At 57.2% G+C, this 22,105-nt stretch carries 22 protein-coding genes and 1 tRNA gene; 9 read left to right on the forward strand and 14 right to left on the reverse strand.

Translation table 11 applies throughout. The features are described from left to right. From AC2FNR_RS11515 to AC2FNR_RS11540, 6 genes are all read right to left on the reverse strand, one after another. On the reverse strand, positions 1 to 265 hold a 265-nt coding region (locus AC2FNR_RS11515; RefSeq protein WP_496849131.1), incomplete at its 3' end, for a hypothetical protein. A gap of 567 nt (positions 266 to 832) precedes the next feature. Continuing rightward, on the reverse strand, positions 833 to 2,650 hold the full coding sequence (gene typA / locus AC2FNR_RS11520; RefSeq protein ID WP_209197279.1) for a translational GTPase TypA: 1,818 nt from the start codon (positions 2,648 to 2,650) through the stop codon (positions 833 to 835). A 74-nt stretch (positions 2,651 to 2,724) separates the two neighbouring features. Next, positions 2,725 to 3,060 (reverse strand): DMT family transporter, encoded by a 336-nt coding sequence (locus AC2FNR_RS11525; protein WP_170354226.1) that lies wholly within the window; start codon positions 3,058 to 3,060, stop codon positions 2,725 to 2,727. A 366-nt stretch (positions 3,061 to 3,426) separates the two neighbouring features. Beyond that, positions 3,427 to 4,584: an HD domain-containing protein gene (locus AC2FNR_RS11530; RefSeq protein ID WP_496849132.1), complete on the reverse strand. Its 1,158-nt coding sequence runs from the start codon at positions 4,582 to 4,584 to the stop codon at positions 3,427 to 3,429. Continuing rightward, a complete protein-coding gene (locus AC2FNR_RS11535) occupies positions 4,581 to 4,826 on the reverse strand; it encodes a hypothetical protein (protein WP_170751284.1) in 246 nt (81 codons plus the stop codon). The genes AC2FNR_RS11530 and AC2FNR_RS11535 overlap by 4 nt, the downstream gene beginning before the upstream one ends. Further along, entirely contained in the window at positions 4,826 to 5,479 is a 654-nt protein-coding gene (locus AC2FNR_RS11540) for an alpha/beta hydrolase (RefSeq protein ID WP_142633729.1), read from the reverse strand. The genes AC2FNR_RS11535 and AC2FNR_RS11540 overlap by 1 nt, the downstream gene beginning before the upstream one ends. Positions 5,480 to 5,657: 178 nt before the next feature. Here AC2FNR_RS11540 and iscR point away from each other — a divergent pair, with 178 nt between their 5' ends. The 9 genes from iscR (at position 5,658) to AC2FNR_RS11585 (ending at position 13,279) form a co-directional block, all read left to right on the forward strand. After that, entirely contained in the window at positions 5,658 to 6,116 is a 459-nt protein-coding gene (iscR, locus tag AC2FNR_RS11545) for a Fe-S cluster assembly transcriptional regulator IscR (RefSeq protein WP_170354223.1), read from the forward strand. Between the two features lie 48 nt (positions 6,117 to 6,164). Then, positions 6,165 to 7,208 carry a cysteine desulfurase family protein gene (locus tag AC2FNR_RS11550; RefSeq protein ID WP_496849133.1) on the forward strand — a complete coding sequence of 348 codons (1,044 nt, stop codon included), beginning with the start codon at positions 6,165 to 6,167 and terminating at the stop codon, positions 7,206 to 7,208. Positions 7,209 to 7,226: 18 nt separating this feature from the next. Then, entirely contained in the window at positions 7,227 to 8,747 is a 1,521-nt protein-coding gene (gene sufB / locus AC2FNR_RS11555) for a Fe-S cluster assembly protein SufB (protein WP_170782412.1), read from the forward strand. Between the two features lie 71 nt (positions 8,748 to 8,818). Continuing rightward, entirely contained in the window at positions 8,819 to 9,574 is a 756-nt protein-coding gene (gene sufC / locus AC2FNR_RS11560; protein ID WP_496849134.1) for a Fe-S cluster assembly ATPase SufC, read from the forward strand. Then, positions 9,574 to 10,854 (forward strand): SufB/SufD family protein, encoded by a 1,281-nt coding sequence (locus AC2FNR_RS11565; protein WP_496849135.1) that lies wholly within the window; start codon positions 9,574 to 9,576, stop codon positions 10,852 to 10,854. The genes sufC and AC2FNR_RS11565 overlap by 1 nt, the downstream gene beginning before the upstream one ends. Beyond that, positions 10,854 to 11,339: a YIP1 family protein gene (locus AC2FNR_RS11570; protein ID WP_496849136.1), complete on the forward strand. Its 486-nt coding sequence runs from the start codon at positions 10,854 to 10,856 to the stop codon at positions 11,337 to 11,339. The genes AC2FNR_RS11565 and AC2FNR_RS11570 overlap by 1 nt, the downstream gene beginning before the upstream one ends. Further along, positions 11,336 to 11,902, forward strand: coding sequence for a YIP1 family protein (locus AC2FNR_RS11575; RefSeq protein WP_496849137.1), 567 nt, complete (start codon positions 11,336 to 11,338; stop codon positions 11,900 to 11,902). The genes AC2FNR_RS11570 and AC2FNR_RS11575 overlap by 4 nt, the downstream gene beginning before the upstream one ends. A gap of 13 nt (positions 11,903 to 11,915) precedes the next feature. Next, on the forward strand, positions 11,916 to 13,136 hold the full coding sequence (locus tag AC2FNR_RS11580; RefSeq protein ID WP_353389804.1) for a cysteine desulfurase: 1,221 nt from the start codon (positions 11,916 to 11,918) through the stop codon (positions 13,134 to 13,136). A gap of 66 nt (positions 13,137 to 13,202) precedes the next feature. Further along, a tRNA-Arg gene (locus AC2FNR_RS11585) sits at positions 13,203 to 13,279 on the forward strand. Between the two features lie 242 nt (positions 13,280 to 13,521). Here the strand turns inward: AC2FNR_RS11585 and AC2FNR_RS11590 are convergent. The 8 genes from AC2FNR_RS11590 to AC2FNR_RS11625 all read right to left on the reverse strand — a co-directional run bounded on the left by AC2FNR_RS11590 (position 13,522) and on the right by AC2FNR_RS11625 (position 21,862). Next, positions 13,522 to 14,682 carry an ABC transporter substrate-binding protein gene (locus AC2FNR_RS11590; protein ID WP_209197246.1) on the reverse strand — a complete coding sequence of 387 codons (1,161 nt, stop codon included), beginning with the start codon at positions 14,680 to 14,682 and terminating at the stop codon, positions 13,522 to 13,524. 29 nt (positions 14,683 to 14,711) lie between these two features. Beyond that, on the reverse strand, positions 14,712 to 16,598 hold the full coding sequence (locus tag AC2FNR_RS11595) for an AMP-dependent synthetase/ligase (protein WP_496849138.1): 1,887 nt from the start codon (positions 16,596 to 16,598) through the stop codon (positions 14,712 to 14,714). A gap of 5 nt (positions 16,599 to 16,603) precedes the next feature. Then, positions 16,604 to 17,377: an ABC transporter ATP-binding protein gene (locus AC2FNR_RS11600; protein ID WP_496849139.1), complete on the reverse strand. Its 774-nt coding sequence runs from the start codon at positions 17,375 to 17,377 to the stop codon at positions 16,604 to 16,606. Beyond that, a complete protein-coding gene (locus AC2FNR_RS11605) occupies positions 17,374 to 18,138 on the reverse strand; it encodes an ABC transporter ATP-binding protein (RefSeq protein WP_496849140.1) in 765 nt (254 codons plus the stop codon). The genes AC2FNR_RS11600 and AC2FNR_RS11605 overlap by 4 nt, the downstream gene beginning before the upstream one ends. Continuing rightward, positions 18,135 to 19,232 carry a branched-chain amino acid ABC transporter permease gene (locus AC2FNR_RS11610; protein WP_496849141.1) on the reverse strand — a complete coding sequence of 366 codons (1,098 nt, stop codon included), beginning with the start codon at positions 19,230 to 19,232 and terminating at the stop codon, positions 18,135 to 18,137. The genes AC2FNR_RS11605 and AC2FNR_RS11610 overlap by 4 nt, the downstream gene beginning before the upstream one ends. 4 nt (positions 19,233 to 19,236) lie before the next feature. Next, a complete protein-coding gene (locus AC2FNR_RS11615) occupies positions 19,237 to 20,112 on the reverse strand; it encodes a branched-chain amino acid ABC transporter permease (protein WP_170751263.1) in 876 nt (291 codons plus the stop codon). 75 nt (positions 20,113 to 20,187) lie between these two features. Next, the gene (locus AC2FNR_RS11620) at positions 20,188 to 21,216 is read right to left on the reverse strand and encodes an alcohol dehydrogenase catalytic domain-containing protein (RefSeq protein WP_496849142.1); all 1,029 of its coding nucleotides are present in this window, start codon (positions 21,214 to 21,216) and stop codon (positions 20,188 to 20,190) included. A gap of 187 nt (positions 21,217 to 21,403) precedes the next feature. Beyond that, positions 21,404 to 21,862: a hypothetical protein gene (locus tag AC2FNR_RS11625; protein ID WP_170724299.1), complete on the reverse strand. Its 459-nt coding sequence runs from the start codon at positions 21,860 to 21,862 to the stop codon at positions 21,404 to 21,406. Positions 21,863 to 22,105 lie beyond the last annotated feature (243 nt).

The following is a 22,105-nucleotide window of genomic DNA, read 5'->3' on the forward strand; positions in this document are numbered from 1 at the left end:
CCGCCGCCGGTTCCGCCACCGCCGCCGCCGGTTCCGCCACCGCCGCCGCCGGTTCCGCCACCGCCGCCGCCGGTTCCGCCACCGCCGCCGCCGGTTCCACCACCGCCGCCGCCGGTTCCACCGCCGCCGCCTGGGTTCGTCGGGCCACCGCCTGGATTAGTTGGGCTACCGCCTGGGTTCGTTGGGCCACCGCCTGGATTAGTTGGACCACTGCCACCGGTACCACCGCCGACAGTTGGGCCCTCGCCAGGATTTGCGTTTCCATCACCGGATCTTTGATTGTTTGAAATGCTGGCGGTGGGAATATCAGTCAACACCGCTGCGAAAGCCGGACAACTTTCCAATGTTCTGGCCAAGATGTCATCAAAATCAGGCCTGCGTTGCAGGTACCTCAACATTCTGGATTCAACGACCTCACACGCACAGAGCGTTTCCGTGTCAACGGACTGGCGAGCTGTTTTAATAGTGCACCTCTCGGCAGCCGTAGCTGCCGTTGTCGACACAATTGGAATAGTTGCTGACACAAAAACAATAGATAATAAACGACTTTTAACGCGCATGATTACGCCCCCTGGTACTCTTTAACTTGTGCTACCTGAGCACACCGTTGCCACAATTTAAACATAAATAGATCAATCCCTCGCCGTATTTTCAAGATGTGTGACAACAAGAAAACGGGAAAAAACTCCCGTTATGGTGGAACGATGTTGAAAAACAAAAGAAAAGCCCGCCGGGGTGGCGGGCCTTGTTTTTGTTAATTTTGCATTAATGTACGCAAAAATGTCACTAAAGGGGCAATGTTTCCAAACAGTGAACTATTTCACTGAAAGGTCTACGCAGATTTTGCCATGCGCTTGCGTTCGTGCGGATCCAAAAAGCGTTTGCGCAACCGGATGGCGTTAGGCGTCACCTCAACCAGTTCGTCATCGTCGATATAGGCGATGGCTTCCTCAAGTGAGAACTGAACATGAGGTGTCAGGCGGACGGCGTCATCCGATCCGCTGGCACGCACGTTGGTCAGTTTTTTGCCCTTAAGTGGGTTCACTTCCAGATCATTGTCCCGTGAATGCTCTCCGATGACCATGCCTTGATAAACATCCGTCTGCGGACCCACAAACATGCGGCCACGCTCTTCGAGGTTCCACAGGGCGTAGGCGACGGCCTGTCCGTTCTCCATCGAGATCAAAACACCAGCGCGGCGGCCGGGAATCGGGCCTTTGTGTGCCGCCCAGCCGTGGAACACGCGGTTCAGAACACCGGTTCCGCGCGTGTCGGTCAGGAACTCTCCGTGATAGCCGATCAGTCCGCGCGAAGGCACATGCGCTATGATGCGGGTCTTTCCTGCACCGGCGGGGCGCATTTCGACCAGCTCGCCTTTACGCGCGCCTGTGATCTTTTCAATCACAGCACCGGAGTATTCATCGTCAACGTCAATCGTGACTTCCTCAATGGGCTCCAGACGCTGGCCGTCTTCTTCGCGGAACAGAACCTGCGGGCGAGAGATGCTGAGCTCGAACCCCTCGCGGCGCATGTTCTCGATCAGAACACCCATCTGCAATTCGCCGCGGCCTGCAACCTCGAAGGCTTCGCCGCCGGGAGTGTCGGTGATGCGGATGGCGACGTTCGATTCGGCCTCTTTCATCAGGCGGTCGCGGATCACGCGGGACTGCACCTTTTTGCCGTCACGACCGGCCAGAGGCGAGTCGTTGATGCCGAAAGTCACGGTGATAGTCGGCGGGTCGATCGGTTGGGCGGGCAGGGCCTCTTCGACCTGAGGTGCGACCAGCGAGTCGGCTACGGTGGCTTTACTCATGCCCGCGATGGTGACGATGTCACCAGCTTCGGCCACGTCGATGGGCTGTTGCGCCAGGCCGCGGAAAGCAAGGATTTTTGAGGCACGGAAGTTTTCGATCAGCGTGCCGTCGCGCGACAGCGCCTTGAGGCTGTCACCCGCTTTCAGCGTACCGCTTTCCACACGGCCGGTCAGGATACGGCCGATAAACGGGTCGCTTCCCAGCGTGGTGGCCAGCATACGGAACGGCTCGTCTTTCTTTTCGGCTTGTTTGGGGGCCGGGACGTGGTCCACGACCAGATCAAACAGCGCGGTCAGGTCCTTGCGGGGGCCGTCCAGCTCCATATCGGCCCAGCCAGACCGACCCGAGGCATACATGGCTGGGAAGTCCAGCTGATCGTCATCGGCACCGAGGTTGGCGAACAGGTCAAAGCACTCATCCAGTGCGCGGTCAGGTTCGGCGTCGGGCTTGTCGACCTTGTTCAACACCACGATCGGGCGCAGGCCCAGCGCCAGCGCTTTCGAGGTCACAAACTTGGTCTGGGGCATCGGGCCTTCGGCGGCATCGACCAGCAGAACAACACCGTCGACCATCGAAAGGATACGCTCAACCTCGCCACCGAAATCGGCGTGGCCGGGTGTGTCAACGATGTTGATACGGGTGCCTTTCCACTCGACCGAAGTCGCTTTGGCAAGGATGGTAATCCCGCGCTCGCGCTCCAGATCGTTGCTGTCCATGGCGCGTTCCGCCACAGCCTGATTTTCCCGGAACGCGCCGGATTGTTTAAGCAGCTCATCCACCAGGGTCGTTTTGCCGTGGTCAACGTGAGCGATGATTGCGATATTGCGCAGGTCCATGAGGTCAGCCTTTGAACGGGAAGTTGCCGCGCGCATAACGCGACGCGGCAAAATATGCCAGCCCTAACCGCCCGTCAGTGACCCGTAGTGTTGGAAAACAGGTGAATAACCAGAATTCCAGACAAAATCATGACCAAACCTATCACTGCGGGCCAGTCCAGCCTCTGCCCAAAAACGATAAAACCGATCACAGCAATCAACACAATGCCCAAGCCCGACCAGATGGCATAAACGATCCCAACTGGCATAAACTTTAGGGTCAAGCCAAGCAGATAGAACGCGATTGCGTAGCCAACCACGACCAATACAGAGGGCCAGAGCCGCGTGAATTGCTGACTGGCTTGCAACGCGGTTGTGCCAATTGTTTCTGCGACCACTGCAAAAAGCAGGAAAAGATAGGCTTTGGGCAAAATAAGTCTCGGATTGAGTGTTGTTGAGCTCGTTGAACACAGATTTCAGGCATCTGGCAAGTTGTTTCGTTTGTTCCTGTGCACAAGTGAGGTGAGGTCAGGATAACCATACTGTTTTTACACGAGCTTTTTGAGATACTGTTCGACCAGTTATCAGTGTTTTTTTAATCAGTAAGCTATGACGAATTTTGCTAAATCTGTCATCGTCGTATCGGCGATTGTTGTGGCGCTTGGGTGGCTAGCTGGCGGGGGGTCCGCTGAGAGAAGCGCAGCCAAAGATGTTGAGCGGGTAAACGGTTCTCAGGTTTGAGCGTCCGCTGGTACTTGGGGGGGAAAGAGGCGACGTGCCTCTTTCTCTTTTACAATTCAAGTGGTCAACTTTTCTGAGAAATAGTTCTTGAGCTGTGGTTCCAACCAATTCCATAGTTGCGGCGCGCCACGGGTAATCGGGGTGCCAACGCGCGACTCGATCTGCGCGAATGTCACATCGTAGTCGACCCATGATCCGCCACCGGTGGCAAGGTTGCCAACAGGTGTTTGAAAGCGGTCGACAGCCTTTGCAAATTTGGCATCGGGGCTCTCGGCGGCTTCAAACTCAAGCCACAAGGCTAGGCATTCAGTTCTTTGCTGGTTCGGCAATAGCCCGAACAGCCGATCGGCCGCCGCTTGTTCCTCGGCTGCTTGCGCCGCGTGGTCGACATGACCATGAATTGGATGATCACCTGCGTCGATTTCGACGATGTCGTGCAGCAGCAACATCCTTAAAACGCGACCAATGTCGACGTAAAATTCGGCGCAGTCTGCTAAGACCCAAGCGAACAGCATGATGTGCCACGAATGCTCGGCCGAGTTTTCAAATCGATCACCAGACAAAAGCCTGGATGCGCGATAGACGGATTTCAGTTGATCGCATTCCGCAAGGAACGGCAGCCTATCAGAAAACTCTGAACGTGGAGCAGGTTGGCCGTCGAACAAAGCGTAAGCGGCCTTGAAAGCGTCAGGAAGAGCGGTCTCGAGATAGGCCGCGCGTCCACCGTTCAGATTGTCGCAGACGACCGTCAGATGCTCTGGTTTGGGTTCCGGAGCGTTTAGGACCTGAAACAGGGGTTGGCAGCGATCAAGGCATTTTGCGAATTTCGCATCGGGCGTAGAATCCGCTTCGAACTCCTGCCAAAGCGTCAGAAAAGCGTCGGATTGGTCATCGGGTAACATTCCGAACAGTTCCTGAGCGGCGTTCTGTTCAGCGCGCTCAACCGCCTTCCAGTCGGTTTTCAGATGGATGGGATGGTCACCGACGATGATTTCGACCAGATCATGCAGCAAAAGCATCCGAATGACCCGGTCAATCCGAACATTTGCGTCGGCAAGGGGGGCCATTACCAGTGCCCACAGCGCCAGATGCCAACTGTGTTCCGCCGAGTTTTCTTGCCGGGATTGATCCAGCAGCGTGTTCGCGCGTTCGACCGATTTCAGCTGGTCCGCGCGTTTCAGGAATTCTATTTGCGCGGACAGCCGATCCATCATTTCTTTTCTATCGCCTTAACTTTCTTGCGATGTTCCGCAAGGCGCTGGATCACGAATTGGCGGGCCTGACGCTCAGACAGCCGCACTCGAATTTCGGTCAGAAATGCCTCTTCCAGCGACTGTGAGGATGCCCCAAGCAGCTCGCCAACTTCGACATAAAAGCGATCCTCGCCGGTTTCATCCATCACCTTCAACGTGTCTTCGGCCAGTCTGCCGGCAAGTGTGGTGACTGTATCCGACATCAGCGTGTGTTCTCGGTCAGGCGGCGCTTCACGTAGTCACTGACATCTGTGATCAACGTGTCCATGTGGCGATCCTGGAAGAAATGGTCGGCGCCTTCCACTTCATTATGAGTGATTGTGATGCCTTTTTGCTCGTGCAGCTTGTTGACCAAGGCAGTGGTGTCTGCGGGCGGGGCCACGCGGTCCGACGACCCATTGATGATCAAGCCCGAGGACGGGCAGGGTGCGAGGAACGAGAAATCATACATGTTCGCCGGAGGAGACACGCTGATAAAGCCAGTGATCTCGGGGCGGCGCATCAGCAGTTGCATCCCGATCCACGCCCCGAAGGAAAACCCTGCTACCCAGCAGTGTTTCGAGTTGTTGTTCATCGATTGCAGGTAATCCAGTGCGGATGCCGCATCGCTGAGCTCACCCACGCCCTGATCGTACTCACCCTGGCTGCGACCCACGCCACGGAAGTTGAACCGCAGAACGGTGAACCCCATGTTGTAGAACGCGTAGTGCAGGTTGTAGACCACCTTGTTGTTCATCGTCCCGCCGAATTGTGGATGCGGGTGAAGCACGATGGCGATCGGTGCGTCTTTTTCCTTTTGCGGGTGGTAGCGGCCTTCCAGGCGGCCTTCTGGTCCGGGAAAAATCACCTCGGGCATGTGTGCGATGGTCCTGTCTTTTTCTTCTGGGTGCCCGGAAATACTTGACGATAATCGTCGGACACCTTAGAACGGTTCTAATTGTGATACTGGGCGCATGAGCGCTGCTTGTCGGAGATACGCACTGGCAGCGGCGGCGTCAATGATTTCGCGCGTAAACTGCCATGAGGGAATGCAAATGAAGCTGTCGACCAAGGGTCGTTATGCGATGGTGGCTCTTGCCGATATCGCCCTTCAGCCCTCGGACGGGCTGGTGACACTCAGCGAGATTTCAGCACGGCAAGACATTTCTCTGCCCTACCTCGAGCAGTTATTCGTCAAGCTACGCAGGGCCGAGCTGGTGTCTTCGGTTCGGGGGCCGGGTGGTGGTTATCGCCTTGCCCGTCCAGCGTCCGAGATTCGCGTTGTTGAGATTTTGGCCGCCGTTGATGAAACAGTCGATGCTTTACAAAAAGGCGCTGGCGCAACCGGAGCTTTGTCCGGCAGCCGGGCGCAATCCCTAACCAATCGTCTATGGGAGGGCCTGAGCGCCCATGTGTATGTGTTCTTGCATCAAACGCGCCTTTCGGACGTGATCAAGAATGACCTCGCACCTTGTCCGGCCGTACCCAGCCTTTTTGCAGTTGTGGACGAATAGGATGGCATTTGCTGAAAACGAACTTCTGCGCTCCGAAAAGGTGAATCCGTGAATCGTATTTACCTGGATCACAATGCCACCACACCTCTGCGTCCAGAGGCTCGCGAGGCGATGATCTCCGCAATGGAGATTTGCGGCAATCCATCCTCGGTCCACGCTGAAGGGCGCGCAGCTAAGGCGCTTGTCGAGCGCGCAAGAGCACAGATTGCGGCTGCCTTTGGGGCCGAAGGGGCTGATGTCGTGTTTACTTCGGGTTCGACCGAAGGGGCTGCGCTGACACTAGAGGGGCGGGGCCTGCATGGGGCTGCAATCGAACATGATGCGGTCCGCGCGTGGACAGTGGAAGATTTGAGCGTGTCGAAAGAAGGTATGGTTGCGGTTTCAGCGCCGGACCAATCGACGCTGCAATACGCGAATTCCGAGACGGGTATCGTTCAATCATTGCCAGCAGGGTTGGCGGTGACCGATGCGACTCAGGCGTTTGGAAAATTACCAATCGCGTTCAACTGGCTGGATGCCCAGATGGCATTGATCTCGGCCCATAAGCTTGGCGGTCCAAAAGGCGTTGGCGCGGTTGTGATGAAGCGCGGAACCGATCTGCCCGCCCGGATCAAGGGTGGCGGTCAGGAAATGGGACGTCGCTCCGGGACAGAAAATGTTATTGGAATCGCAGGGTTCGGGGTCGCAGCTGAAGCGGCCGCGCGCGATCTGGCCAATGGTGTTTGGGAGCAGGTCAAAGAATTTAGAAATATTCTAGAAAAGGCCCTTGAGGCCGGTTCTAAATCTACTATTTTTGTCGGGAAAGATCAGGAACGCCTGCCGAACACTCTGTGCTTCGCCACGCCCGGTTGGAAGGGTGAGACGCAGGTCATGCAGATGGATCTGGCTGGATTTGCGATTAGCGCAGGTTCGGCCTGCTCCAGCGGCAAGGTACGCGCAAGTGCGGTACTGACCGCGATGGGATTTGACGAGGTCACAGCTGCCAGCGCAATTCGCGTCTCGCTGGGGCCTGCGACAACGGAAGAAGATGTGCTGCGTTTCGCTGAAACGTGGCTTGAAAAAGAGAAAAAGCATCGCGCGTGGGCCGCGTGATCAGACGGAGGGTGTCTTATGGCCGCTTTGGACCAGACCCAGGTAAAAGAGGGTGTCGATCAGGAAACCGTGGATGCGGTGCGCGAGGTCGGAACCTATAAATACGGCTGGGAAACCGATATTGAGATGGAATACGCGCCCAAGGGCGTGAACCCTGATATCGTCCGCCTGATCTCGGAAAAGAACGAAGAGCCAGAGTGGATGACCGAATGGCGTCTGGCCGCGTTCGAGCGCTGGACTCAGATGGATGAGCCGAACTGGGCGATGGTCAGCTATCCCAAGATCGATTTTCAGGACCAGTATTACTATGCCCGTCCCAAGTCGATGGAGGAAAAGCCCAAGTCCTTGGATGAAGTCGATCCTAAGCTGCTGGCTACTTACGAAAAGCTGGGTATCCCTCTGAAAGAACAGATGATTTTGGCGGGTGTCGAAGGTGCCGAGGATGCCCCGGCTGAGGGTCGCAAGGTTGCCGTGGACGCGGTGTTCGACTCGGTTTCTGTTGGAACGACGTTTCAGGAAGAGCTGAAGAAAGCGGGTGTGATCTTCTGCTCGATCTCTGAGGCTATTAAAGAGCACCCCGAATTGGTCAAGAAGTATCTGGGTTCGGTGGTTCCGGTCTCGGACAACTTTTATGCCACGCTGAACTCGGCCGTGTTCTCGGATGGCTCGTTCGTTTACATCCCGCCGGGCGTGCGCTGCCCGATGGAGCTGAGCACCTATTTCCGTATCAACGCGGAAAACACAGGCCAATTTGAACGCACGCTGATCATTGCCGATAAGGGCTCGTACGTGTCGTATTTGGAAGGCTGCACCGCACCCCAGCGCGATACCGCACAGCTGCACGCGGCTGTGGTCGAGATCATCATCGAAGAAGACGCCGAGGTGAAGTACTCGACCGTTCAGAACTGGTTCCCCGGTGATGAGAATGGCAAGGGTGGCATCTATAACTTTGTGACCAAACGCGCCGATTGCCGGGGCGACCGGTCCAAGGTGATGTGGACGCAGGTCGAGACCGGTTCGGCTGTAACCTGGAAATACCCGTCCTGCATCCTGCGGGGCGAGGAAAGCCAGGGCGAGTTCTATTCGATCGCCATCGCCAACAACTATCAGCAGGCCGATACCGGCACGAAGATGGTTCATCTGGGCAAGAACACCAAGTCGCGCATCGTGTCTAAGGGTATCAGCGCGGGTAAGGCGCAGAACACCTATCGCGGTCTGGTTTCGATGCATCCCAAGGCTAAGAACAGCCGCAACTATACCCAGTGCGACAGCTTGCTGATCGGCGACAAATGCGGGGCGCATACGGTGCCTTACATCGAGGTCAAGAACAACTCGTCCCGTGTGGAGCATGAGGCGACGACGTCCAAGGTGGATGACGATCAGCTGTTTTACTGCCGACAGCGCGGTATGGACGAGGAAGAGGCCGTGGCGCTGGTGGTAAACGGGTTCTGCAAGGACGTGTTGCAGGCATTGCCGATGGAGTTTGCCATGGAAGCACAACAGCTTGTTGCGATCAGCCTTGAGGGTTCGGTCGGCTAAAGCCGCATCATTTCGAAATTCACAAAATATCGGGGCCGCGCGGTCCCTTGCGCTACGCAAAAGGGTAAAAAATGCTTGAAATCAAGAACCTGCACGTGAAGCTTGAGGAAGAAGAAAAGCAAATCCTCAAAGGTGTCGATCTGACGGTCGAGGACGGTAAGGTGCACGCGATCATGGGGCCGAATGGCTCGGGCAAGTCGACGCTCAGCTATGTGCTTTCGGGGCGCGACGGGTATGAAGTGACCGATGGGTCGGCGACTCTGGACGGCGAAGATCTGCTGGAGATGGAACCGGAAGAGCGCGCCGCCGCTGGTGTCTTTCTGGCGTTCCAATACCCGGTCGAAATTCCGGGCGTGGGCAACATGACCTTCCTGCGCACCGCCGTGAATGCCCAGCGCAAGGCGCGCGGCGAGGATGAGCTGTCGGCGGCTGACTTCCTGAAAGAAGTCCGCGCCAAGGCCAAGTCGCTGAAGATCGACGCAGACATGCTGAAACGCCCTGTCAATGTTGGCTTCTCGGGCGGTGAGAAAAAGCGCAACGAGATCCTGCAAATGGCGATGCTCGAACCCAAGATGTGCATCTTGGACGAAACCGACTCGGGTCTGGATGTGGACGCGATGAAGCTGGTGGCCGAGGGTGTGAACGCGTTGCGCGACGAGGGACGTGGGTTCCTGGTGATCACGCACTATCAGCGTTTGTTGGATCACATCAAACCGGACGTTGTGCACATCATGGCGGACGGCAAGATCGTCAAAACCGGTGGCCCCGATCTGGCGCTGGAGGTTGAAAACAACGGTTACGTAGACATTCTGGCCGAGGTGAACTGATGGCATTGCCCGAAGTGAAACAAACCGCAACCGAGGCGCGGCTGGCCAATCTGGTCATGCCCGACGCCGGTTGCACTCGAGCCGCGCGCGAAGACGCGCTGGCCCGTGTGCTGGAAATGGGTCTGCCCGGTCGCCGGGATGAGTATTGGAAATACACCCGCCCGGATACGCTGGTAGCGCCCGAGGCCCCTCGGGCCGCGCTGTTCGACCCGGATGAGGCCATGCTGTTCGCCGATCTGGACCGTTTGAAGATCGTTTTCGTTGATGGTGTTTTCAGCCCCGAACTGTCTGATGATTTGACGCTGGAAGGTGTCACTATCGATCGGATCGAGGATATCTGTTTCAAGGATATTCATTGGGCGAAAGAGCTGTACGGCGTGCTTGAAGCGCGTGGTCAATCGCCTGTGCAACGTCCTCTTGCGGCGCTGAACACGGCCTTCGCGGCGGATGGGATAGCGATCCATGTCTCGGGCAAACCGTCCAAGCCGATCAGCTTCATCTATCGCCATGCCTCTGAAACCTCGGACGCGATGCTGCACCATATCATCCGTGTCGAAAGCGGGGCCGAGGTGACGATCCTTGAAAACGGCCCGGCGGCTTCGCGTTTCAACAAATGCATGGAGATCGACATTGCCGATGGTGGGGTGTTGCATCACGTGCGGGCGCAAGGCCGCGATCACGAGCGTCGTGCCGCGACCCACATGTTCACGCGTCTGGGGCAGGAATCGGTCTACAAATCTTTCACCCTGACCGTGAATGGCGTGCTGACGCGCAACGAACAGGTGGTCGAGCTGACCGGAGACGATGCGGTAGCCCATGTTGCCGGTGCGTGCGTTGGTGACGGCGATTTCCATCACGACGATACCGTCTTCATCACTCATGACGCTGTGAATTGTGAAAGCCGTCAGGTGTTCAAGAAAGTGCTGCGCAACGGCGCGACAGGTGTGTTCCAGGGCAAGATCCTTGTGAAGGAGGGCGCTCAGAAGACCGATGGTTATCAGATCAGCCAGTCTCTGCTGTTGGATGACGACAGTCAGTTCCTCGCCAAGCCCGAGCTAGAGATCTATGCGGATGACGTGGCGTGTTCGCACGGCTCGACCTCAGGTGCGATTGATGAAACGGCGCTGTTCTATCTGCGCTCGCGCGGGGTTCCGACCAAGGAGGCAACCAACATGCTGACGCTGGCGTTTCTGGCCGAGGCCGTGGATGAGATCGAGGACGATGCCCTGTCGCAGGCCATTGTCGATCGCCTTGAAGGCTGGATGTCGCGGCACAGCTAATGCCGGTAACGTCGGATATAGTGGCCACGTATCGGGGGCCGGGGCGCGTTGTGCGCCGGCTTCTTGAACTGGGACAGCGCGAAGATCGGGCTCTGGTCTTTGTGATGGCGTTTTGTGTGGTCGCGTTCATCGCGCAACTACCCAGTTTGTCCCGCCGTGCGCATCTTGAAGGTCTTGAGTTGAACATGCTTATGGGCGGTGCGCTTTTGGGCACTGTCATCATCCTGCCGCTGTTTTTCTACGCATTGGCCTTTGTGTCATATGGCGCGGCACGGCTGGTCGGAGGCAAAGGATCAGCCTATGGCGCCCGGGTGGCGCTGTTCTGGGCGCTTTTGTCGTCGACACCTTTGGTGTTGCTGAATGGCCTTGTGGCAGGCTTTATCGGGCCGGGTCCGGCATCGACGGGTGTTGGATTGATCTGGTTTGTGGTCTTTCTGTGGTTCTGGCTCTCGGGCCTCAGACAGGCGCAGAGGGTGTCGCAATGACAGTTCAGTCCGTACTAAACCTAGCTGTTCTAACAGTGACCAAACCTTCTGATGCCGCGCGGCGATTACTGGCTTTGCAGCCAGGGCGCGAGGTTCTTTGGCTGGCATTTTTCCTGGCCATCGTGATGAACAGCTTGGGCCAGGTTGGTATCCAGCAGCTTGTCCCGGTGCCGCCAGGTGAAATCGCCTTACCACCCGAGCCTGTTGTCCTGGGTTTGCTGAGGTCGGCAGGGGCAATGATGTTCAGTATCGTTGCGTTTCTTGTGATCGGGCGCTTTCTTGGCGGGGTGGCCACGTTCAACGACTTCATGATCCTGATGGTCTGGTTGCAGTTCCTTCAGGTTGCAGCGCTGGTCTTAACGCTGGTGGTTTCGTTGGTGTTGCCCTTCTTGCTGGTGATGTTTGTGGTGGTGACTTTGATAATCAGCCTTTACGTCACACTCCATTTCATCAATGAAGCGCATAAGTTCGGTTCGATCTTAAAATCCTTTGGGGTCATCGTGTTGTCTGCACTGGTTGCAGTCCCATTTGTCCTCGTGTTGGTGCCCAGCGGCCCTGTCTAGGGAAGAAAATACCATGTATGACGTACATAAAATCCGTGCGGACTTTCCGATCCTGTCCCGAGAGGTGAACGGAAAGCCACTGACATATCTGGATAACGGAGCATCGGCGCAGAAGCCGCAGGTTGTGATTGATGCAGTCACACGCGCCTATGCCGAGGAGTACTCCAACGTACACCGTGGACTGCACTATCTGTCCAATCTGGCGACCGAGAAATACGAATCCGTGCGCGGCACCATTGCGCGCTTTCTGGGCGCGGCGGATGAGGATGAGATCGTTCTGAACTCGGGTACGACCGAAGGCATCAATCTGGTCGCTTATGGTTGGGCGATGCCGCGCCTGGAGGCCGGGGATGAGATCGTGCTTTCCGTGATGGAACACCACGCCAACATCGTCCCTTGGCATTTTCTTCGGGAACGGCAGGGCGTTGTCCTGAAATGGGTTGACGTGGACTCTGAAGGAGGGCTGGACCCTCAGGCTGTCATTGACGCTATTGGCCCCAAGACCAAGCTGGTCGCCGTCACTCAGTGTTCAAATGTTTTGGGCACTGTGGTTGATGTAAAGGCGATCACCCAAGGCGCGCACGCCAAAGGTGTCCCGGTTCTGGTCGATGGCAGCCAGGGTTCAGTACATATGCCGGTCAATGTTCAGGACATCGGTTGCGACTTTTACGCGATCACCGGGCACAAGCTCTATGGCCCATCCGGGTCTGGTGCGATCTACATCAAGTCCGAACGTATGGCTGAGATGCGTCCCTTTATCGGGGGCGGCGACATGATCAAAGAGGTCAGCAAGGATCAGGTGATCTATAATGATCCACCGATGAAGTTCGAGGCCGGAACGCCGGGTATTGTGCAAACCATCGGGTTGGGCGTGGCGCTGGACTACATGATGGATTTGGGGATGGAGAACATCGCTTCTCATGAAGCGGGTATTCGTGATTACGCGATGGAGCGGCTGACGGGGCTCAACTGGTTGCAGGTTCAGGGCACCCGTGCTGACAAGGCCGCCATTTTCAGCTTTACGCTGGACGGGGCGGGGCACGCGCATGATGTTTCCACCATTCTGGACAAGAAAGGCGTCGCGGTGCGCGCTGGTCATCATTGCGCCGGTCCGTTGATGGATTTCTACGGAGTCACTGCCACCTGCCGGGCGAGCTTTGGCCTCTATAACACAAAAGAAGAGGTCGACACACTGATCGACGCGCTGGAATTGGCGCATGATCTGTTTGCGTGAAACCTGACTTATCCGGGCAGATTTGCAGTTGCACCCGGATCGGAACAAGGTTAGCTAACAGCCAAGGCACCTGTAGCTCAGCTGGATAGAGCGCTGCCCTCCGAAGGCAGAGGCCAGAGGTTCGAATCCTCTCAGGTGCGCCATTATTCCGCTAAAACCGGTTTGAAAAGATTGGGTGTTTCCATTTTGGGAGTTCCCATGCATTTGGTTTTTCGGAAAACTTGCGGGCTTTTGGGAAAAGCTCTTGTTCGGTCTCTATCAGGGGATCAACGGAACTTTGAGGTTCGACTGTCGATGTTGAGCGAGAAACACCGGCCACGTGTGGCGACTATTTGAAAAGGACCCGCATGAACGGGCCCTTTGTTGGTTTACATCTACCGGTGTTTCACTCTTCGTAGACGATCTTCCATGCGCCGTCCTCTACAACGCTCACATAGACCGAGTCTGCGCCCTGGTGATCATCGGGGCCGTAGGTGATATGGTTGCCAACCAGCTCGTCCTGATAGTCCAGAGATTCCATTGCGGCGATAAAGCTTTCATGAGTCAGGTCGGGGCCGGCGGCCTCAAGCGCCTTGACCATCATTTCGGCGGCCGAATAGCCCAGCATGGAAAAGCCAACCGGGTCTTCGCCGGTCGCAGCTTTGTATTCTTCGATGAAGGCGGCCGGGGCAGGCTCATCAGCGCGCGCCCATAGATCTTGCCAGGACGCGGCCGCATAGAACCCGTCTGTCACACCACCAGGTACCTGCGCCACAACGGTCAGAAAGCTGGCGGACGTTCCGAGGAACTTCATATCAGCCAAGCCCATCTTTTTGGCCGTTCCAACCACGGTGATCGCCTGCCGTACGCCCAGCGCCATGGTGACGATATTGCATCCTTCTTCCTTGAGCTTGCTTAAAGATCCAACGAAATCCGTTTCATCCGGCTTATGCGTGGTTTCCGCCGCGAAGGCGATCCCGGCCTCTTCGGCACCGGCTTTGCTGCCTTCCAGAATTTCCTCACCGAAATCGGTTGGCAGATACATGGTGCAGACCTTTTGCCCTCCGAATTGCTCGGCCAGGTATTTCACGCCCACGCGGCTTTGGTCGAAATAGGTCGAGAAGGACGTGAATTTGTTGTCCATCGGTTCCTGCAGCATCTGCCGCGCTGCGGTCAAAGGCGCAACATTGGGAATACCTTTAGGGTCTAATAGCTTGAACCCAGCAACGTTCATGGGTGTGCCCAGCGATTGCAGCATCGCAAACACTTTGTCGCGGTTCAGCAGCTTGTTATAGCCCTGCATCGCACGCGGCATCTGGTACCCGTTATCCTCGACCACGAAACGGATTTTGCGACCATGCACGCCGCCTTCTGCATTCACGCGGTCAAAAACCACATTCGCGCCCTTGGTTGCGGGAACACCCACAGCGGCGAAAATACCGCTCAGGTCGTTGACCGAGCCGATGACGATTTCATCGTCGCTCACACCCTGCGTCTCGGCATTTGCGATTGTTGCCGCAGCCGTCAAAGCGGTGGCGGCCGCCAGTCGTTTGATCACGTTCCTCATGTTTTTCCTCCCTTTGGGTAGACCCTTATCTATTTGTACATGTCTTCAATCAGATGTGCGTGTTTCTTCTCAACAAAGCTGCGTTTGAGTTTCATCGTGGCGGTCAGTTCTTCGTCATCAGCGGTCAGCAGCACGTTGATCAGGCGGAAGTCCTTGATCTGCTCGACCCGCGCGAATTCCTTGTTGACGGCATCAATCTCGGCCTTGATCTGATCCAGCACCTCGGGCGCGGCGCAGAGTGAGGCAAAGTTCGAAAACGGCACCTTGCGATCCTGCGCGAATTTTTCGACGTTTTCTTGATCGATCATGATCAGTGCCGTTAGATATTTGCGCGCATCCCCGATGATCACCGCGTCCGAGATGTAGTGGCTGAACTTCAGGCGGCTTTCAATTTCGGCCGGGGTGATGTTCTTGCCGCCCGCCGTGATGATGATGTCCTTAAGGCGGCCGGTTATGGTCACAAACCCGTCGGCGTCGATCTTGCCCATATCGCCGGTGCGCAGCCAGCCATCGGCGGTGAATGTTTCAGCGGTTTTAGCATTGTTGCGCCAATAGCCCTGAAAGATGTTCAGACCCTTAACCTGGATTTCACCGTCATCCGAGATGCGCACGTCATTGCCAGGCACTGCACGGCCGATGGTGCCGACCTTGTTGTCTTCGGTGGTGTTCAGCGTCGCCAGACCCGCGGTTTCGGTCATTCCGAACCCTTCGACCAGTGGCACACCAATGGCCCAGTACCATTTCAGCAAATCTGCCGAGATGGGCGCGGCCCCGCTGCCGCCGCGGCGCAGTTTGTCCATCCCCAGCATCCGCCGCAGATTACGCAAGACCAGCCGATCCCACAGCCAGAACTGGGCGGCTACACCAGCGGGCACCGGTTTGCCGGCCAGCAGGTATTCGGCCCGTGCAAACCCGGCTTTCAGTGCCATGCCAAACGCGGCGCGGCCTGTGGGGGTGGCCTCTTGCGTCAGGATTTTGACCTGCGAATAGATCTTTTCCCAAACGCGCGGCACGGCGGTGAATGTGCTGGGCGAGACCTCTTGCAGGTTGGCAAAGACGGTCTCGGGGCTTTCGGCGAAATTCACCACGCATTTCGCGGCCAGCGGGAAATAGACCGACACGTCGCGTTCAAGGATGTGGCACAGCGGCAGGAAACACAGCTGCTCATCAGTTTCGAACGTGGGCAGGGAATGTGCCCCGGCCTCGATGGCGGCCAGAATATTCTCATGGCTCAGCATCGCGCCTTTGGGCGCCCCGGTGGTGCCCGAGGTGTAGACCAGCAAGGCCGTGTCCTGCGGCGAGGCCCGCGCGATCTCGGTGTCGAACCGGGTGGGGTCTTCGGCCTCGGCCTGCCGTCCGATCTCATAAAGGTCGGCGATCATCATGCAGCGGTCGTGGTTCAGATCGTGCAGGCCCTCATCCTCAAGGATGATGACGTTCAGCAGGCTGGGAAGCTCGGCCTCAACCTCGAAAAACTTGTCCAGCTGTTCCTCGTTCTCGACAATCAGGAACCGGCTGTCACTGTCATTCACAAGGTATTTCAATTGCTTGGCAGAATCCGTGGTATAGACGCCCGAGGCGATTCCGCCGACGCATTGAATGCCCATATCGAACCACGCCCATTCCTTGCGGTCTTCGGACAGGATCGAGACGACCTCGCCCCGTTGCAGCCCCAGTTTGCGCAGGGCCAGCCCGATCCACTTGGCGTGTTGCCAGTAATCGGCCCAGGAATAGGATTTCCAGATGCCGAAATCTTTCTCACGATGCGCAGTGCGGTCGCCCAGATCGGCGCAGCGTTTCTGGAACAGGTGACACAGGGTCGTGCATTCATCCACCAGCACCGGGCGTTGTCCGGGGGTGGCGTTGAGCTGGATTCCGTTGATCTTGGTCTGAGGGGGCAGGGTGCTGATATTCATGCCGGTCACCTCCATGTCTTTTTGCGCTTCCAGCGGCGGTTTTCCCGCGCGCCTTCTTCCTGCACGCCCAGATAGAAGTTCTGGATGTCCTCGGATTGCATCAACACGTCCGCCGCGCCGTCCATAACGATGCGCCCGACCTCCATCACATAGCCATGATGGGCCAGTTCCAGTGCCGCATTGGCGTTCTGTTCGACCAGCATCATGGTCATGTTCTGTTCGTCATTCAGGCGTTTGAGGATGTCGAAAATCTCCTGTACCAGCAGCGGCGACAGACCCAGCGAGGGTTCGTCCAGCAGCATGATCTTGGGGTTCGCCATCAGCCCGCGCCCGATTGCCAGCATCTGTTGCTGTCCGCCCGAAAGGGTTCCGGCCTCTTGATTTCGGCGTTCCTTCAGGATCGGGAAGTAAGAGAATACCAACTCGCGGTCATGGTCGATCTGCCCCTTGTCGGTCGCCGTAAAGGCCCCGAGGCTGAGGTTTTCGTCCACGGTCATCAGGGGGAACACCTCGCGCCCTTCGGGGACATGGACGATGCCTTTTTGCACGACCTTATGCGGCTCGGACCCTTGGATTTCGTCGCCATCAAAGGTGATCTTGCCCTTTTCGGGGTCCATCACGCCGGACACGGTCTTCATCAGCGTCGTCTTGCCCGCGCCGTTCGCACCCAGGATCGACACGACCTGCCCCGGATGCACGTCCAGCGACACGCCGCGAATGGCCATGATCGGGCCGTAGAAGCTTTCGACATTGCGGATGGTCAGGATCGGCGCGCTCATGAGGCTTTCCCCAGATAGGCTTCGACCACCGCCGGGTGGGATTGCACCTGAGCCGGTGTTCCCAGCGCCAGCATCGCACCATCAGCCATCGCCAGCACCCTGTCGGACACGCCCGAGACCAGCCCCATATCGTGTTCCACCATCAGCACCGTGATCCCCATCTGCCGTCGGATGTCGTCGATCCACCAGCGCATATCCGTCGTCTCCTCGACCGACAGGCCCGATGCCGGTTCGTCCAGCAACAGCAACTTGGGATCGGTGGCCAGAGCACGGGCGACCTCGACCACTTTGCGCACACCGTAAGGCAGGCCCGAGATCATCTTGTCGCGATAGGCCTGCAGGTCGAGGAAATCGATGATCTCTTCAACCTTTTCGCGGTTTTCCAGCTCTTGCCGCCGGGCCGAGGTCAGGAACAGAACCTCGGACAGCAGGTTGGTTTTGCGGTGCCGGTGCCGCCCGACCAGCAGGTTTTGCAACACGGTGGCGTGTTCGAACAATTCGATATTCTGGAACGTCCGTGCCACTCCATAAGTCGCCACGCCCGAGGGTTTGACCTGCAGCAGATCATGCCCGTCAAAGCGGATCGACCCGGCAAACGGGTCGTAGAAGCGCGAGATCAGGTTGAACACGGTCGATTTGCCCGCACCATTGGGGCCGACGATGGCAAAGACCTCGCCTTCCTCGACCGAAAAGGACAGGTCATTCACCGCCGTCAGGCCGCCGAATTTCAGGGTGACGTTTTCGAACGCGAGCAGGCTCATCTCAGGCGCTCCGTCTTGAGGTAGGATTTCTGACGCTTGAACATGTCCTTGCGGTAGAAGGGGAACAGCTCGAACCAGGTGCGGATTTTCAGCCAGCGGCCATACATGCCCATCGGTTCAAACAGGATGAAACCGATCAGGATCATGCCGAAAATGCCGAATTCCAGCCCCGGAATTGCGACGGTACTGCCGCCGAACAAGGCACCCACATATTCCTTTGAGATCGACAGGAATTGCGGCAGGAACCCGATTACGATGGCACCCAGAAACGCGCCATGGATCGACCCCAGCCCGCCGATCACGATCATCATCAGCAGCTGGATCGAGATCAGGACGCTGAACGTCTCATTGTTGAACGCGCCCGCATACATCCCCATCAGCGCGCCCGCCCAACCGGTGACGGCGCAGGACAGCGCGAATGAAATCATCTTGGTGCGCGCGATATCTACGCCCATCGCCTGTGCCGAAACCTCGGAATCCCGCACCGCGATAAAGCTGCGGCCCAAGGGCGCGCGCAGCAGGTTGATGTAGCCCAGCGTCACCAGAAATGCGACCGCCAGCACCAGCCAGAAAAACGGGGCGGGGGTGCCCCAGCGGTCGATCGTCAGGCCAAATATATCGACGCCGCCTATGAACTTGCCACCAACGCCGCCGGTGATCGGCTCGGCCAGGACGATGACATCATCCATCAGGATCGACAGCGCCATGGTGAAAATCGCCAGATAGATGCCGTGCAGTCGCAGAGCAGGGATGGCCACCGTCACACCTGCGATGCCGGTCAGGATACCGGCCAGCGGAAAGGCGATCAGGAAGGGCACACCGGCCTCAAGCAGGATAACATTGGCATAGCAGCCAAAGGCTAGAAACGCCGCGTGACCCAAACTGACTTGCCCCGTGTGGCCCGTCAGAACCATCAGGCCCAGACCGGCGATGGCCCAGATCAGGACGTTGGTCAGCTCACCCAAATAGAAATCGTCCAGCAACCATGGGGCTGTGGCCACTACGACCAGAAGGATCAAGTAGAGGGTCAATTGATAGCCGTCTTTCCACGGCCGGATATCCTGCATGTAGTTGGCTTTGAATACAATCCGCATCTGCCTAGACCTTCTTGATCCGTACCTGGCTGAAGAGCCCGTTGGGGCGGAAGATCAGCACTGCCAGCAACAGCGCATAAGGTGCGATCTGGCTGTATCCGGCCGCGATATAGCGGCTGGCAAAGGGCTCAATAACGCCGACGATCAACCCTCCAGCCAGTGCGCCGGGCAGGCTGCCGAACCCGCCGATCACAGCGGCGGCAAACGCCTTGATACCCAGCAGACCCGTGGTCGGATCGACCGAACCCTTGGCGGCAAACAGGATACCCGCAATCCCAGCAACCACGCCCGCCAGCCCCCAGATAAAGCCCTGCACACGCTTGACGGGAACGCCCATGTAGTAGGCGGCCAGCTGGTTCTGCGAGGCGCCCTGCATTGCCAGTCCCAGCTTGGTCCGGCTGAAAAACAAATACAGTCCCCACGTCAGCAGGATGGTGACGATGATGACGGCCACATCCTCCATCCCCAACACAAGCCCGCCGAACCGCACCTCTTTCCCGGCCAGCGGGTTCTGCAGCGTCTGCGGCTCGTGCCCCCAGATCAGCCCGGCGACAAATCGGATCACGAAGCCAAGGGCGATTGTCAGGATCACCACTGCCGTCTGGCTTTCGCCGAACAGCCGCCGAATGATCAGCCGATCCACCAGATACCCCAACGCCCCCATGATCCCCAATGAGATCGGCAGCGCGAGCCAGAAGGGCAGCCCCATATATTCGGTATTGGTCAGCCCGATGGTGACAAAGGCTCCCAGCATCATGAAATCGCCTTGCGCGAAATTCACCGCTTCGGTCGCCTTGTAGATCAGAACAAACCCGAGCGCGATCAGGCCGTAGACACAACCATTGGCCAGCCCGCTGATCAGCAGCTGTGCGTTATCCAAATTTACCTCCCAATGCCGGTTTGTCCGGCTTTTTGGTGCCTCTGACCATCCTCCTTGGTCCGACGCGTTATTCTACTATGGCGTGATGATCACCTTTCCGTCACCCTTTTTTAGAGCATTAGCCAGATTTTTAATCACATCCTTCAACGCAACCCTCTGGGAAACGTCGGTTTTCCAGCGCCCATCGGCGAACCGCGCCTGTACCTCGGCTACCACACGCATCTGATCGGCGGGTGGTGTGGTGGTCATCCACTGCGTCAGCCAGAACCCCTCGATCTGCTTGCCCATAAAGATCAGTTGACCCATCTGTGTCAGCTTGGGCAGGTCAGAGCTGAGCTTGCCATAACACACCCAGCGCGCGCCGTTGGGCATGGCGCAAAAGACCTGTTCTGATATCTGATCGGCTACGGCATCCAGAAACACACGAGGCTTCAGGGCGTGGCCAAGCGCGACCAGTTTCGTTCGCATCTCGGGGTCGGACGTGACCAGAACCTCATGTGCGCCCAGCTCTTTCAAGGGTGCAATCGCATTGTCGCGGCGGACAAGCGCGATGGGCTTCAACCCCAGGTCTAGGCCCAGACTGCACATCAGTTTGCCCAACTGGCTGGTCGCGGCGGAAACGATAAAGGCATCTCCTGCATTTCGCGCGATATCTATCATCGCCATTGCGGTCATGGGGTTCACGATCTGCGCTGAGCCGTCCTCGTCCGAGATGTCGGGGCGCAGTGGTATACACATCATCGCTGGTGTCGTGATGTACTCGGCCCATGCCCCCGCCTGCGCGGCCACAAAAGCCACACGCTGTCCTTGCAGGGCTTCAGCCCCTGCTCCGGTTGCAACTACGTCGCCGCAGCCCTCGAACCCGGCGGCTGTGCCTTGAACGCGGGGCTGGCCGTATTCACCCTTGATGAAGTGAATATCCGACGGATTAACAGAAGCCGCGCGCAATTTGATAAGAACCTCTCCAGGACCTGGCACAGGAACTTGCATCTCGGCTGCTGCCAGCCAGTCAGCGGCGTCATTAATGGTCGGACCGGTAGCCGTTTCGGAATAGCCATCATGGGTTTGAACAACCGCATACATGGTCGAGGGAAGGGTGGTCATGATCTATCCTGCACTTTTATAGGGCCGCCCCTTGTACTCGGCAGATTGCATCGAAAAGGGGCGGCACCAAGTTTGAGTAGCCAAGCAAACGGTTATCGAAACGTCAACTTTGCTGCTTGTTGACGTTACAGGAGGTCTGCCTGAAACTCTGATGTGCAGGCAAACTCTGCGCCTTCGCCGGTCGTGATCACTGTTGGGTAAGAAGTGCCCTCAGTTCCTCGAGCTTGGCGGCAAACACTTCGGGAGAAGCCTTGATTTCGTCCAGAATGGCTATCGCGCGAGTTTTCAGATCATTGGTCAGTGCGCTGTCCTTCACCGATGCGACCATTTTGTCATAGTCAAAGTTTTGAACGGCTAACGTGCCGTCCTCGATCCAGCTGTTCAAAAGATCCTGACCTTGGCTGGCCAAGGCGGCGACATCTTCGGACGCCTGATTTGCCAAGTCGGTCGCGGATTGCTCGACCTGGTCGGACGCGTTTGCAGCCTGTTCTGCAACGGATTCAACAGCGTCGCTGACCGCATCACCTGCGTCCTGAGCCGCGGATTGCAACTGTTCGGCCGGCGTGGGCTCGGGTTGTGTGAGATAATAGTAAATACCGGCGCCAATACCGGCAACGAGAACGCCGAGAACAAGAGTACGTGACATAGTAGTCTCCTGATTTATGAATAAGAATGAGATGTGGAAACGCTAAGAGAAATTTAAGGGGAAAACCTTAAGCACCGCAGCAATTTAGAAAAATGAGCCATGCTACGCCCATCACTTGTCAGCGCGTGGCAAGAAAGTGCCGCAAAGTTGCCTCGCGTCCAAGCGATTGTACGAAGCATGGCGGACAGATGGCGGCTCGAACCGTGTTGGGACTTGCACACATGACGGTTTTCGAGACCCTTT

This window comes from Ruegeria sp. SATB045 (genome assembly GCF_059613525.1).